Genomic DNA, 13,098 nt, shown 5'->3' on the forward strand with positions numbered 1-13,098 from the left:
CAGGGGGAGACCGTCTCGGTTGGTTTCACCGAGGAGCTTCCCTCTTTCCCGCTCGTCCCTGCTCGCCGACTACACACTTATAGGGACACGACCCTCAGGTTCCTGGACGGGGTCTATCTGGATCCGGTTGATATCTCGGAGCCCCCATCCAACTCCTCGTTGCCGGGCATCATCGAGAACGATGGCATCTATGTGCTGGCGGCCAATGACTACATCGACCAGCGGGCATACACCATGAAGCGCGTGAGAATCGCCACCAAGCCCGACGGGACTTGGAACTGCGAAATCCATGCGGACAACCCAGAGACGCTCTGGGGCCATCGAGGCCGTTTCAACATCGTGAAGACGGACCGGGTTCACTTCGCCGCGCAGGTGATTGGGCTGGTTCGTGGTGCGGCCCCGGAACCCGAGCCTTCGGTACGTTGAACTTCGGCTCCATGCCCACGCGACGGGTACAATCCCCCGGGTTTGCTGCCTGTCGTAGAGGCCGGATTGGGAGTACGCGGTGCCGCATTGGCGGGAGTTGCTTCCTGATAGACGAGGCAGCCTCCCCCTGGGTGGAGACCTCGTACGCACGGACGCGTCGGGCCCGGCGGACGCCGCGGTCGCCATTCTTGGCGTGTACCCCGCCGCGACGAAGCTCTCCAGGTGGGAACATGATGGGCTGGTGTGCAACCTTCCGACTCAGGTCGAGCGGACCTCTTTCGAGCCTGTCTCTCGCTCCGGAAGGGACCTGGATGCGCGCTACCTCGCGCCGCTCGGTCTCAATCGGAGCTCCGTCCTCATCACGGACCTCTGGCCCTACTACCTGTCCACCACGGTGACTGGGAAGCGCGGCCGCTCGATGGCGGACAACGTCGCGCGCTACGAGGCAGAGACAGGGAGGCGGACTGCCGTGGAGCCACGGCCTGCGCCAGATGAGCTCCTGGCGCGCTCCCGGGAGCTACCGGGTAATCTCGACCGACTCGCAGAGGTTCTCGGGAACCCAGCGCTGAGGCTCTTGCTGACGCTCGGCACCGAGGCAGCCGCGTTCGTTCGAGGACTGACGTCGATACGAGATGCTCAGAAGCTTCTCTATGGGGCGGCCGTTGAGCTGGAGCCATGGGGGCGGCCGCTCTCGATCGTGCATCTGACGCATCCAGGAAATCTGATGCGCAAGCACTCGGGATGGCAGCGGCGCCACGAAGACTGGTGCTCCGCTCTCGGGCACACGCTTGTCGCTCAGGCGCGTCGACGTTGAACTTGCGCTGGATATTGCCCCGCCAGGTCGGAACTCACGAGGGCATCCAGCCTGAGTGCCTGGCGGGGTGGAGACGGTCCAGTTCCGCGTGCCAGTGGGTGACCTGGTCCGAAGACACATCGAGGCGCGCGAGCCATGCCTGGAAGTAGCGCTCCAATTCGACGGACCGGGGATGTACTCCCCGGTGATGTCGAAGGAAGTCCTTGTAGTTCTGGACCTTGTCGGCGCGGAGCATGTCGTTGACCTCGGGCTCCGTGCTGAGCGCGATGTCTTCGGGCCCCATCAAGTCCGGTCGAGGGGACAGGGCCGCGTTGGCCGTCTCCCGGTAGTCCAGCGCGAGCGCGAGGACTCGCGGGTCGTCACTCACGCCATCGACCGGCGGCAAGGAGAGGTCCGCTCCTGTGGCGAGCGCTCGGGCCCAGGCTGCTGCGCGTTCGTCATCGTCCTGCACCAGGGGATGCAGGCAGTACGCGCGTTGAGCCCGGTCGCTCGCGCCCAGGGCACGTAGCACCCACAGCCCTTCGTCGATGTGGTGCATGTACGGTACGCCGGAGCGTCGAGCGCGACGCTGTCCGTAGAACGTCTGAATCGCGAGATACTCGCGGGCACTCGCGTCCATCCCGTGAAGATGTCAGTCGGCGGCGATGGGCGCCATCTTCAAGCGCCACGGTGTCGTGGGGCATGGCGCGACCGGTGCCGGACGCGTACCGTCCAGGGCACTCCGAACTCCATGCCGACCGTCCTGGCGCTACTTCACATCCTGGGCTGCGTGCTGCTCGCCGCCGTCTTCTTCGCTCCCGCCGGAGTGCCCACGCTCGTCCATCTGCTCAAGGGCATCTTGCGCGAGTACAGCCTGGTGATGCTGGTCCCCGCGCTCCTCACCGCGCTGGTGGCCGTCTGGTGCGCTCACGTGGACGTGTGGAAGTGGCTGCGCTGGGCGACCCCCACGTCCGCGCTGCTCGTCGGAGTCCTCGCGGCATGGCCCGCTGTCTCCGCCTGGCGGATGGCCCGTGCGAACGACCTCCCGCTCGACCTCCGCGCGTATCTCCGTCCTCTCGTCGCTGCTCGCCCCCTCCCGAGTCAGACGGTTCGCTTCGCCGAAGCCGCGGGGCGCGAACTGCACGCCGACATCTTCCTTCCCCCAGGCGCTCCATCCACTCCACGCACGGCGGTGCTCTACTTCCACGGTGGCGGTTGGCGCGGCGGCGAGCGCGCGTATGCCCGCGCCTGGGCCGACTTCTTCACCGCGAAGGGCTACGTCCTCATCGCCCTCGACTACCGGCTCTTCCCTCCCGCCACCGGCATGACCGCTCCGGGAGACGTCAAGTGCGGCATCCGCTGGGTCAAGGACCACGCGGAGACCTACGGCATCGACCCGTCCCGGCTCGTCCTGTTCGGTGAGTCCGCGGGTGGGCACCTCGCGATGCTGGCGGGGTACTCCGCGGGCGATTCCCGCCTCCCGTCCTCCTGTGGCTCCACTGGAGATACGTCCGTCGCGGCCATCATCAGCTTCTACGCGCCGGGTGACCTGGTGGCTCACGCAGCCATCAACGCCGACACGCTCGAGGGCTTCACCGGTGCACCGCTGGACGGACACCGCGAGCTGTACGAGCTGCTCTCTCCCATCCACCACATCGGTCCACGCGCTCCTCCCACGCTCCTGCTCCACGGTGGTGCCGACAGCGTCGTGCCGCCCGAGGCCTCCCAGGCGATGGCCGCCCGGCTCGCGCAGTACGCAGTACCCCACGCGCTCTTCACGCTCCCGTACGCCGAGCACGGCTTCGACATCTGGGACGGCGGCTTCGGCCGACAGCTCGGCCGGGGGCGGGTGGGATATTTCCTCCAGAAGTACGTGCCCGTCGAGTGACGCGGGCCGGGCGTGAATGAAATCCCCGGCCCCCCGTCATGAAGAGCACACGGTGAGCGGGACAGCGAGAGCGGCCCCGCCGCGGTGATTCCAGACAAGGAGAGGTCCCATGTTGGCGGTTCGCGGTGGCTCCGAGGGTGTTCGTGCGCGTGAAAACCGGTCGTCCGCGAAGGGCAGGGGATGGATGGCGCTCGCGCTGCTGCTCCTGCCCATGACGGCGGCGGCGGGTCCCGGGCCGGATTACCGCTGGGACGAGTCTCGCAACCGCCCCGGTCCCAACCGCTGCCACAGTTCCTCGGAGTGCGACGGCGCGCGCACCTGCAGCCACGCCGGTTGGTGCCAGGGCGAGGCCCGCCCGACTCCTCCGCCCCCGCCGCCGGGCCGGGGCCATGGTCACGACCGCGATGAGCCGCGCCACCAGCGCACCACCTTCATCCGCAGCAAGCTCGCGGGGCTCGTGCTCGACATCGAGGGCAACAACCGCTCGCTCGGCGCCGGACTCATCGCCCACCCCGCGAAGTCCCACCGCGAGGGCAACGACAACCAGCAGTGGGAGCTGGTGCCGACCCGCGGCGGCTACCTCATCCGCAGCAAGCTCAACGGACTCGTGCTCGACATCGATGGCGCGAACAAGGCGCCGGGAACCCGGGTCATCATGTGGGAAGCCCACGGCAGCCCCAACCAGGTATGGAAGCTCGTGCCCGGTCGCGCCCGCGGCACCTACTACATCCAGAGCGCCCTCAATGGCTTCGTGCTGGATATCGAGGGCGCCAGGAAGGATGGCGCGGGTCGGCTCATCGTCTACCCGATGCATCGCAAGGCGGCCGACAACCAGCTGTGGCACGTGGACCTCTGAGTCGCCCACCTGAATCCGTGGGACCGTGGCGGCACTGCTCGAACAGGGTGCCGCCTTCGCCGTTGCTGGAGCCGCCTTGACGGACGTGGCCCGCGAGGGCAGGCGCGTGTCGGCTGGTTCACGACGGCGGCTCGCGGCGCGCAGTGCTCCCGCCCGAGGCTCCGTGTCGGGCTTGTGAGCCGTTGGCTCGCTCTTCGAGACTGGACGCCCACGCCGACACCTTCGTCCAGCTCCCGCGCGCGCGGCACTCTCCTGGGAGTCGTCATGCCTGTCTCGCGCAGGTGCGCTGTGTCCCTCGTGTCCCTGGCCGTCCTCGTCTTCGCGTGCTCTCGCGGGTCGCCCCAGCCGCAGCAGGACGAGCTCCCTCCGTTCTACCGCACGCCTGACTCGCTCCCGACCTCCTCTCAGGGCGATGTCCTCCGACACGAGCCGCTCACGGGCTTCGCCGCGTTGGAGCAGGCGGGGAGCAACGTGCGCGTGCTGTACCGCTCGGATGCGGTGAAGGGGGACCGGCCCATCGCCGTGTCCGGAATCATCGCGCTCCCAAAGGGAGAACCGCCGGAAGGTGGATGGCCGGTGATTGCCTGGGCACACGGGACGGTGGGCGTGGCCGACAAGTGCGCGCCATCGCGCGATGTGCTGGGCTCGAGCGCCCATTGGTACAATCAGGCGCCGCAGCGGTTGCTGAACTACTTCCTGGGCGAGATGAAGTGGGCCGTGGTGATGACCGACTACGAGGGGCTCGGCACGGAGGGGCGGCACCCGTACCTGCTGGGACGCTCGCAGGCACGAGGCGTGCTCGACAGCGTGGTGGCGGCGCACAAGCTGTACCCGGGCAAGCTGTCGAAGAAGTACGCCATCGTGGGCCATTCCCAGGGAGGACAGGCCGCGCTGTTCTCCGCGGCCGAGGCCCCGGAGCGGCTGCGAGGCAAGGACCTGGAGCTGGTGGGCGCGCTGGCCTATGCGCCAGGGTCCGCGATGCACCTGACGTTCCCGCTCGCGGTGCAGGTCGCGGAGGCCTCGCCGGACGCCGCGTTCATTCCACTCTTCCTCACCGGGGCCGCGGAGGGAGACCCCGACGGAGTGAAGCTGGAGCAGCTGCTCAAGCCGCAGGCCCTGAAGCTGTACGCGGAGGTCGACACGAAGTGCCGCACCGAGCTGAGCCTGACGGACTCCTGGGGGAGCTTCATCCCCAAGGGCAATGTGATGAGCGAGACCGCGAACTGGCCGCCGTTGCTCGCGCAGCTGCGGGCGATGCATCCGGGGTATCTGAGCATCGGAGTGCCGGTGCGCCTGGTGCAGGGGCGCCTGGATGCGCGCGTGAATCCGGCGCAGACGTGGGTCGTCCGCAACGAGCTCATCGCGCGTCGGGCCTCGGTGGAGTACGTGGGGTGCCCGGTGGCGGACCACTTCGGCGTGTTGGGCGATGACATCCCTGGCACCGTGGCCTGGCTGACCCAGCGCTTCGGAGGAAGCGCTCCTCCCGATGTCCTGAGCTCGTGCCAGGTCCTCACCGAGCTGTCATCCGTGACGCCCTAGCGGGAACCCACGCGCACACACCACGCCAGGGTGGAAGCCTCAAGACCCTCCTCGGGACTCACCCCACGTCGGCTGAATCCAGAGCGCTTCGCGTGGAGGTCGGGGCGCGACCTGCCGCGGACAGACGCGCCTCGTGGGCTCCAGAGGAGGTGCCTCTGTGGGGATGCGCCTCGCCGCAGGGTGGATTTTTCTGACGGCGGTGGTCGCATCATGTGTGTGTTTGACTTGGGGTGGCTGAAAGGAAGACGCTGCTTGGACTCATGGCTGTCCATGAGTCCACGAGGAGAGGTGACCATGCGAGGCTTCATGGCTTTGGCTGCGTTCCTGACCCTGTCTGGCTGGACCGGGCGCACGGAGGCGCCGGCGGCATCCCCCGAGGAGTCGACCTCCGCGGAAATCATCTGTGCGAACATCACGAGCGAGTCCCTCTGCCGCATCAAGGGATGCGTCTGGGATTCGGAGTTCGGCACCTGCGGCGATTGAGCCGAGCCCCTCGGTCCAGGCCCTCGGGCAGGTGAGTCAACCGGGCCATTGACATGCGGCCCGGTCTTCCCTGCACTGTCGTCATGGCAGCGCCTCGCGAGGTCCCCATCATCCTCGGCGTCTTCGTCGCCCTGGCCGCGATGATGGCTCACGTCATCGCGACCCGGCTGGATGTGTCCTCGCCTCGACCCGAGGGCCCACGTGTCGCCCCGGAGGCTCGGGCCCCATCGGCCTGGGACTGGGGTGTCATCGTGGGCGTCGGCGCCCTGGGGCTCGTGGCGCTCGGCGCGCAGGTCCACTCCCGACGCTCGCGGTTGCTCCAGGAGGCCGCGATGCCCCCGCCCTCGGCGGAGGAGGCTGCGTCTCCAGGCCCGTCCGTCGCGCAGGCGCGGGCCTTCCTGGCGTGGCGCGGAGCGCGGAGGGTGCTGGCGCGACGCACGGGCCTCGTCCTGGCGGAGTGGAGCGCGTTCACGGCGCTGTCGCTGTGGCTCATGCTCCGCGCGCCTTCCGGGGACTGGCTGTCGTTCGCCCTGCCGTGCCTCCTGCTGGTGTTCCCCGCGCGCGTGTACGTGCGCTATCGGGAGGGGGAATCCCTCTGGGTGCCATGGATGCTGGGCCTGTCGGTGGTGGTGCTCGCCGCGACGCGCGAGCCTCGGTGCACGTGGGGACTGCTGCTCATCGCCGGCGTGTGCCAGGTCTGCGTGTGGCGGCAGGAGCGGGGCACGTCGTCCGGGTGACCTCGGCTCAGGCTCCGGAAATCACGGCGATGGCGGTCTCGGGTGTCATGCCCTCGGCCACCAGGGAGAGCAGCAACGACTGTCTGAACTCCTGGGTGCGCAGAATCCAGCCGGGGATGATGTCCGGGAGCGAGGCGCTGACCATGCTCGCCGGTCCCAGGAGGGTGCGTCCCCATCGCTCGATGATGGTGCGGGCGAAGGCATCACTCTCGGGCGTGCGTCGCGCCGTGCTCGCCGTCCTGGGGCGACGGGCCGGCGTGGACGTGGCCTCGGGCTCGGGCGTCAGCAGGCCGGTGAACACCCGCATCAGCGTGGAGGTGACCACGCCCACGCCGCCGCCGAACGCGGACAGGCCGCCCTGCAGGAGCGTGCCGCCGATGATGCGGGCCATGCCGCCCTCGACGAAGCGCAGGCCGGCGTTGCCCGCCATGTGCTCGAGCAGGGTGATGGGGAGCAGCCGCGCCGCGGCCCCGCCCGAGGGCAGGAGCCTCGCGAGCGTCTGCGCCGGGAGCCCCGTGGCCTCCAGGATCGCGCCCTGCATGATGCCGCAACTCGTGGGCGTGCCGCGCAGCCAGCGAAGGATGGCATTGCCTCCACGCTGGGCGACGGCGACCGCCTGCTCGATGGTGACGGCGGCCTCCGCGGCCTCGATGACCACGTAGGCGTTGGCTCTCCGCGCGACGCTCTCCGCCAGCTGGGGCGTCAGGGCCTGGGGCACCTCCTGGAAGAGCACGCGCAGCGGACCGCCGTGGAGCTTCATGATCTGCCCCGCGGCGTTGCGGGCGTAGATGACGGCGTGATTCAGCCCGCCTTCCGTCACCGCGACCATGGCGCCGCGTCCCAGGGCTCGCTCCAGCTCGGTGGCCGCGGCCGCCCGCGTGGCGAAGACCGCGCCGCCCTCGCGACCGAAGGCCGCCGCCGTCTCGCGCGCCATCGCCTCCGTGAGGATTTCGCCGCCCTCGCGAACGACCAGCTCGCCCGCGGCGCGCCGGGCCACGGCGGTGCGGTAGACGGAGACCGGAACGCGGATGAGCGCCCGGCCCGCGACGCCCGCGGCGCCCAGCGTGGCGAAGTCGACCATCAGGAAGCCGGTGCCCAGGGCGCGCTGGAAGAACGACTCCGCCTCCCGAATCTGCTGGACCGAGCCGTAGACGGGCACGAGCGCCCAGAGGCTCCTGGAGGGGTCCGGGGCGCCCTCCGCGTGGCGCCGCTGGTTCTCCTCGGTGCTGTCGGAGGTGGCCCACGTGACGACGCCCGCCACCAATCCGATGCCCGCCAGCACGAGCCACGGCGCGATGCGGTGCAGGTCCTCTCCGGCGCCCTCGGTCAGCTCGTAGGGTGACTGGATGAGGGCCGCGCGGGTGGCGCGCTCGGCCTCGCGCTCGGAGGGCCAGGAGGGCTCGCTGATGCGGCCCCGGCCACCCCCGAGCCGCGCCTGGACGGTGTGCGCCAGCTCGTGCCCCAGGATGTGTCGCCCCGCGCCGCTCGCGACGTCGACGTCGCCTCCCAGGACGATGTGGTCGCCCAGCGTGAAGGCCGCGGCGCCCACGGACCTGGCCGCTTGTCTCGCGCCGGGGCCGGTGTGCAGGCGGACCGGTGACAGGTCGTAGCCGTAGGACTGCTCGAACGGCGCCCGGAGCCAGGCGGGGACAGGGTTGCCACCCGCGAGTCGGGACAGGGAGGGGGAGGCGTCACCCACGGGCGCGCGGGGCGTCAGCGCGGCGCGGAGCAGGTTCGTTCCGAACGTGCCCACCGTGGCCGCGACGGAGGTCGGGATGGCGCCCAGCGCCGGCCCCGGCCTGACGGGAGCGCTGGGGGCCTGCACCCTCCCCAGCGGCCGGGTCGTCGCGCCGCCGGGCATGGGACGCAAGGCGCGGGCGGGCGGGTACAGCGCGACGGTGCCGATGTCGAAGCGAGGAGCCCTGTCGGCGGACTCACCCGGGGAGACGTCCGAGGTGGGCGCTGCGGAGGGCTGTGCGGCCACCGCCCGGGTCACACGTGGAGGCGTGGCCTTCGGCGCCGGTGCGGGCGTGGCTGCGCGAGTCGCGGAGTGCAACGAGCCCATGGACGTCCCCCTCGTCGGACCTGCGGGGACATTGTACCCGAAAGGGGGGCGGAGGGCTGACCGCCCCACCTCGGCGCGACGTTCCGGCTCAGCGCGCCTGGGAGATGCGGTTGTTGGTGCCGGTGTTGCTGATGCGCGGCTTCTTGCCCTTCTGCGGGCCCTGCTTCCAGACGACGTTGTTGTCGCTGCCCGTCGTCTCGATGCGGCGCACGGTGTGGGCGCTGACCTTGTTCTCGCTGCCCGTCACCTCGATGTACTCGCAGGTCCCGGTCAGGATGACCTGGTTGCTGGAGCCGACGATCTCCACCTTGCCGCCTTCGCCGCAGTCGTGCTTCACGGTGCGGTCGGAGTCGACCAGCTCGAGCGAGCCCTCGCTCTGGGACGTCGTCTCCGCCGCGTCGTCGTCGTCACGCGCCGCGGCGCCGTTGGCCTGGATGTCGACGCCCCCGCCGCGAACCCGGGCCGAGCCGTCGCGAGCCTCGATGGTGGCGCCCGGCGCCTTCACCCGGACGTTGCCGTCCTTGCCGACCTTGACCGACGCGGCCTCGTCCTCGTCCTGGGCGCTGGCGGACATCGACCCGAGCACACATGCGATGACGACGAAGGCCTTCGACTTGAATGGGTTGCGCATTGCGGTGGACCTCTTGTGTGGATGCACGCGCAATGTACGCACCGGCGGCGCGGAGATTCAAAATCCGCGCGATGCCTCGGGCGCCAGCCCCTGGATTGCAGTGGCCCTTCATCTGGGCACCCGCAGCGGCAGGGGGCATGGCGGCGGTGTCCGAATCGTGCTTTCACGGGCGCCCATGACGGATGCGGACTCCTCAGGTCGGTGGCTCATCGAGCAGGCGGTCCGGCGACTCGTGGCGGAGTGGTCGTCCCGTGACGAGCAGCGTCGTCCTCGGGGGGCCTGGGTGGTGCTGTGGGGGCCCATCGCGCGCGACGAGGACCTCGAAGGGGCCACGGTGACGGTGCCGCTGCTCGCGGCCTGGTTCCTGACCGACGCCGGCTTCGTGCGGCGGGATGTGTGGAGCTACCTGCGCCACCGCGCGCTGCGGTGCTCGTCCGTGTTCTCTCCGCTGGCGACCGAGGTGGGCGTGCTCGAGGTCGCGCTGTACCGCGGTGGGACCCAGGTGTACGCGGCGAGCCACCTGGGGCCCCGGGACGCCTGTGGCGTGCGCCTGGAGCGGGGGCCGGACGGGCGGTTGATGGAGCAGCGTGTCTGGGGCTCGTGACGGTGCGCCGGGGGCCGATGTTGGATGTCAAAGGGGCCGAGGAGAATCGGCTCAGTGCGTGCCGGGACTCTCCTCCGCGGACTTCAGGAACGTGTTCCACGCGGTGAAGAAGCTCGCATTGAAGAGCCTTGCTCTGCCATCCGAGACATGCACGCCGACGAGGTAGTGCTTGCCTTCGCGTGTCACCCAGACAGGGCCTCCGCTGTTCCCGGTGGCCGTTTCGATGTCGTACGTCATGAGGTTGTTGTCGATGCCGACGACGACGCCGCTGCCCAGGTGGAGCGTGTGCGCATCGGAGATGTCGCCGCCGGGATACCCTCCGAGGAAGAGCGCTTCGCCGACGCGGGGCACGACCTGCGGGTCCACCAGGAACGGGTCATCACTCACGACGCTCGTCCCCAGGTCGATGAACGCGAAGTCGAACTCGAACTTCCGCTCCGAGCCATGCAGGCGCCATGCGTAGCCTGGCGCGGAGACCCGCTGCTGGATGTGTTCCCGATTCAAGCTCGCGATGACCGTCTGCGCCGTGGCCGTCTTCTGGTTGCAGCTGACGTCCACGTGGTCGAGCCACCCCAGGGGATAGTCGTAGACGTTGTGCGCCGCCGTGATGAGGTATCGACCCTGGGCCAGCGCGGCGCTCCCATTCGAGTAGACGTCGCCGATCCACAGCTTCTTGATGCTCCGCCGCCGGGTCGTCAGATGACACACGGCTTCCAGGGGTCTGGAGAGCTGTGTCACCGGCGACTGCTGCTGCCTGGCGGAGGAGGGCGTGGTTGGATGCGATTCATCCGGATACGGGTACGCGCCGAGGATGGAACAGCCAGCGGTCGATGCGGCGAGCACTGCCCAGAGCGCGGGATGTTTGCGGAGCATTGTTCCTGGAAGGGGCTGTGGGAGGGGAGCGGCGTGCGACAACGGCGTGGCCTGGGGTGTGTGGGGCGTCACACCCGCAGCGTACCTGCCTCGACGCCCCTGGCTCGTGCCTTCCATCGCATCTTGAACCGAGAGAATTCTCGGATTGCGATGGTGTCGAGACCCGGTGCGATTTTCGCGCCGGCTCCTCGGGTGCGTGGCAGTTTTCGGGACCATGTCGCGTGCCCGGGAACCGAAGAAGGTGGATGTCGCTGCGCTGATGAAGAAAGCGGATGCGCTGCTGGACGAGATGCCGCCGCAGCTCGACCAGGCGGTGGTCCTGCTGCGTCAGGTGGTGGCGGAGGACCCCGAGCATCTGCTGGCGCTCCACTCCTTGAGCTGGTCGCTGGACGCGACCCGGCGCATGGAGCCCCATCGCTGGGCGCTCGAGGTGAAGGCCGAGCACTGGGCACTGCGGGACCGCATCCTCGCGCTGACCCGGGGCACGAAGCCCGGTGGCAAGCTGACGCTCGCGCAGAAGGCCCGCGCGTTGGCCCTGAGTCAGTGGGCCGAGGACGTGGTGCGAGGCACTCCGACTGTCGCCCAGCTTGACGAGGTGGAGGCCGCGCTCGACGAATCCGAGCGCCTGCGGCCCCTGCCGGACCAGCAGCGCGGACGCCGTGGGCTCCAGGCCTGGCGCGCGCTCACCCAGGGCAAGAAGGAGCAGGGCTACCGCGAGCTGCTCTCCCTGCTGGAGGAGAACCCCGGCATGTCCGCACAGGGCGTGACGGACGACGACGACCCGCTCAACTTCCAGGGCCTGGAGGGCGCCTTCTCCGACGAGGGCTTCCACACGTGGCTGCGCAAGCAGAAGCCCGCGAAGAAGAAGGGCAAGGCGCTCGACAAGGGACTGCTGCTCGCGGCGGGGCTCGACGCCCAGCCGTTCTTCGGCCCGGGCTTCGTGGGCAACAGTCGCACGGGCCGGGTGCTGGCGCTGCTCGCATTGGGCGCGGACCTGGAGGCGAAGGACTCCCGCAAGCAGGGCGTGCTGCACCTCGCCGCGATGGTGGATGACGCCGGGCTGGTGAAGGAGCTGCTGCGCCTGGGGGCCTCCACGGATGCTGTCGATGGAGACAAGTCCACGCCCCTCCATGCCGCCGCGGAGCACGGCAGCGTGGCCTGCATCGGCCCGCTCGCGAAGGGAGGCGTGCCCGTGGATGCGCTCGACGGCTCGGGGCGCACCGCGCTCTTCGAGGCCCGGACGGCGCAGGTGGCGAAGGCGCTCATCGACGCCGGGGCCAACCCCAACGCGGGCAAGGGCTGGACGCCGCTGCATCAGCACGCGCGCTTCAAGGAGCGTGGGCCCGTCATCGAGGTCCTGCTCGCGGCCGGCGCGGACGTCACGCTGAAGAACTCCAGCGGACAGACGCCGGTGCAGGAGGCGCTGGAGCACAAGCACGCGGCCCTCGCACAATTGCTGGGCGCCAAGGCGCCCAAGGGCAAGAAGGGCGCCCTGGATGTGCGCCCCCTGCTGGAGGCGCTGGAGCGTCGGCGCAAGGCGGTGCTCGCGTCCTGGTACTACGAGGGCGAGGACGTGGACGCCATCGAGCAGGTCCTGAAGGGGCTGGAGCTGCAGGGTGCCACGTCGTGGGATGAGCTCGCGGCCGCGCTCCGGGGCGAGTTCCCCTGGACGGTCATGGCCCTGGTGGAGCTCGCGCGGGACGTGCTCCCCGCCGAGGAGAAGACGCCTGTCTTCACCCAGGCGCCGCGCTTCGTCCGGGGGAACCTGGTGGTGAAGGGCGACGTGCACCTGGACGCGCCCCTGCTGGTGACGGGGGACCTGACGGTGAACGGGGTGCTGCGCAACGCGGGCCTGGAGGGACTGCTCGCGGTGGGAGGCACGCTGCGCGTCAGCGGGTTGGACACGGACGGCGAGGTCATCGTCGGCAAGGACGTGGAGGCCCAGGTCGTCTGGGGCCACGGCAACGACACCTCGCTCCGGGTCGGCGGCGTGTTGAAGGCCGAGGTGGTCATCGCGGATGACCACGACGTGCAGGCGAAGGTGAAGGCGGAGCACCACTACGCGAATGGTGGGTTCGACGCCTCGGACGCGGCGCTCAAGAAGGTGTTCGTCCCGAAGGCCTTCAAGGGCAGGACGCTGGACCGGGAGAAGCTGTTCGACCTGCTGAGCAAGACCGGTGTCGTCCGGCTGTAGTCGGGCGCG

11 protein-coding genes and 1 pseudogene are annotated in these 13,098 nt (G+C 69.7%); 8 read left to right on the plus strand and 4 right to left on the minus strand.

The annotated features are described in order from the left end of the window. Positions 1 to 426 (plus strand): annotated as a pseudogene (locus tag K8625_RS00005) (hypothetical protein); the annotation flags it as partial. 848 nt (positions 427 to 1,274) lie between these two features. On the opposite strand, the gene K8625_RS00010 reads toward K8625_RS00005, so the two are convergent. Continuing rightward, a complete protein-coding gene (locus K8625_RS00010) occupies positions 1,275 to 1,625 on the minus strand; it encodes a hypothetical protein (protein WP_223781470.1) in 351 nt (116 codons plus the stop codon). 345 nt (positions 1,626 to 1,970) lie between these two features. Here K8625_RS00010 and K8625_RS00015 point away from each other — a divergent pair, with 345 nt between their 5' ends. The 5 genes from K8625_RS00015 to K8625_RS00035 all read left to right on the plus strand — a co-directional run bounded on the left by K8625_RS00015 (position 1,971) and on the right by K8625_RS00035 (position 6,722). Beyond that, positions 1,971 to 3,107 carry an alpha/beta hydrolase gene (locus K8625_RS00015; protein ID WP_223781471.1) on the plus strand — a complete coding sequence of 379 codons (1,137 nt, stop codon included), beginning with the start codon at positions 1,971 to 1,973 and terminating at the stop codon, positions 3,105 to 3,107. A gap of 109 nt (positions 3,108 to 3,216) precedes the next feature. After that, positions 3,217 to 3,963, plus strand: a complete 747-nt coding sequence (locus K8625_RS00020) for an RICIN domain-containing protein (protein WP_223781472.1) — start codon at positions 3,217 to 3,219, stop codon at positions 3,961 to 3,963. A gap of 297 nt (positions 3,964 to 4,260) precedes the next feature. Then, positions 4,261 to 5,502, plus strand: a complete 1,242-nt coding sequence (locus K8625_RS00025; RefSeq protein ID WP_223781473.1) for a lipase family protein — start codon at positions 4,261 to 4,263, stop codon at positions 5,500 to 5,502. 294 nt (positions 5,503 to 5,796) lie between these two features. Beyond that, a complete protein-coding gene (locus K8625_RS00030) occupies positions 5,797 to 5,985 on the plus strand; it encodes a hypothetical protein (protein ID WP_223781474.1) in 189 nt (62 codons plus the stop codon). Positions 5,986 to 6,068: 83 nt separating this feature from the next. Then, positions 6,069 to 6,722 (plus strand): hypothetical protein, encoded by a 654-nt coding sequence (locus K8625_RS00035; RefSeq protein WP_223781475.1) that lies wholly within the window; start codon positions 6,069 to 6,071, stop codon positions 6,720 to 6,722. Positions 6,723 to 6,729: 7 nt separating this feature from the next. On the opposite strand, the gene K8625_RS00040 is transcribed toward K8625_RS00035, so the two are convergent. Beyond that, entirely contained in the window at positions 6,730 to 8,706 is a 1,977-nt protein-coding gene (locus tag K8625_RS00040) for a DUF4157 domain-containing protein (protein ID WP_223781476.1), read from the minus strand. 169 nt (positions 8,707 to 8,875) lie between these two features. Further along, positions 8,876 to 9,418 carry a DUF3060 domain-containing protein gene (locus tag K8625_RS00045; protein ID WP_223781477.1) on the minus strand — a complete coding sequence of 181 codons (543 nt, stop codon included), beginning with the start codon at positions 9,416 to 9,418 and terminating at the stop codon, positions 8,876 to 8,878. 175 nt (positions 9,419 to 9,593) lie between these two features. Between K8625_RS00045 and K8625_RS00050 the strand changes: the two genes are divergently transcribed. Next, entirely contained in the window at positions 9,594 to 10,022 is a 429-nt protein-coding gene (locus tag K8625_RS00050; RefSeq protein WP_223781478.1) for a hypothetical protein, read from the plus strand. 51 nt (positions 10,023 to 10,073) lie between these two features. Here the strand turns inward: K8625_RS00050 and K8625_RS00055 are convergent, their stop codons facing one another. Further along, positions 10,074 to 10,895, minus strand: coding sequence for a serine protease (locus K8625_RS00055; protein WP_223781479.1), 822 nt, complete (start codon positions 10,893 to 10,895; stop codon positions 10,074 to 10,076). A gap of 259 nt (positions 10,896 to 11,154) precedes the next feature. On the opposite strand from K8625_RS00055, the gene K8625_RS00060 reads away from it, so the two are divergent. Continuing rightward, a complete protein-coding gene (locus K8625_RS00060; RefSeq protein ID WP_223781480.1) occupies positions 11,155 to 13,089 on the plus strand; it encodes an ankyrin repeat domain-containing protein in 1,935 nt (644 codons plus the stop codon). Positions 13,090 to 13,098: the final 9 nt, after the last annotated feature.

It is taken from the genome of Myxococcus sp. AS-1-15, assembly GCF_020037055.1.
GTDB classification, from domain to species: domain Bacteria; phylum Myxococcota; class Myxococcia; order Myxococcales; family Myxococcaceae; genus Myxococcus; species Myxococcus fulvus.

Excerpts from the sequence above, each read along its gene's own strand:
- K8625_RS00015 (WP_223781471.1), top strand. The coding sequence starts at position 1,971 with ATGCCGACCGTCCTGGCGCTACTTCACATCCTGGGCTGCGTGCTGCTC.
- K8625_RS00020 (WP_223781472.1), top strand. The coding sequence starts at position 3,217 with ATGTTGGCGGTTCGCGGTGGCTCCGAGGGTGTTCGTGCGCGTGAAAAC.
- K8625_RS00030 (WP_223781474.1), top strand. The coding sequence starts at position 5,797 with ATGCGAGGCTTCATGGCTTTGGCTGCGTTCCTGACCCTGTCTGGCTGG.
- K8625_RS00035 (WP_223781475.1), top strand. The coding sequence starts at position 6,069 with ATGGCAGCGCCTCGCGAGGTCCCCATCATCCTCGGCGTCTTCGTCGCC.
- K8625_RS00045 (WP_223781477.1), bottom strand. The coding sequence starts at position 9,418 with ATGCGCAACCCATTCAAGTCGAAGGCCTTCGTCGTCATCGCATGTGTG.
- K8625_RS00050 (WP_223781478.1), top strand. The coding sequence starts at position 9,594 with ATGACGGATGCGGACTCCTCAGGTCGGTGGCTCATCGAGCAGGCGGTC.
- K8625_RS00055 (WP_223781479.1), bottom strand. The coding sequence starts at position 10,895 with ATGCTCCGCAAACATCCCGCGCTCTGGGCAGTGCTCGCCGCATCGACC.
- K8625_RS00060 (WP_223781480.1), top strand. The coding sequence starts at position 11,155 with ATGAAGAAAGCGGATGCGCTGCTGGACGAGATGCCGCCGCAGCTCGAC.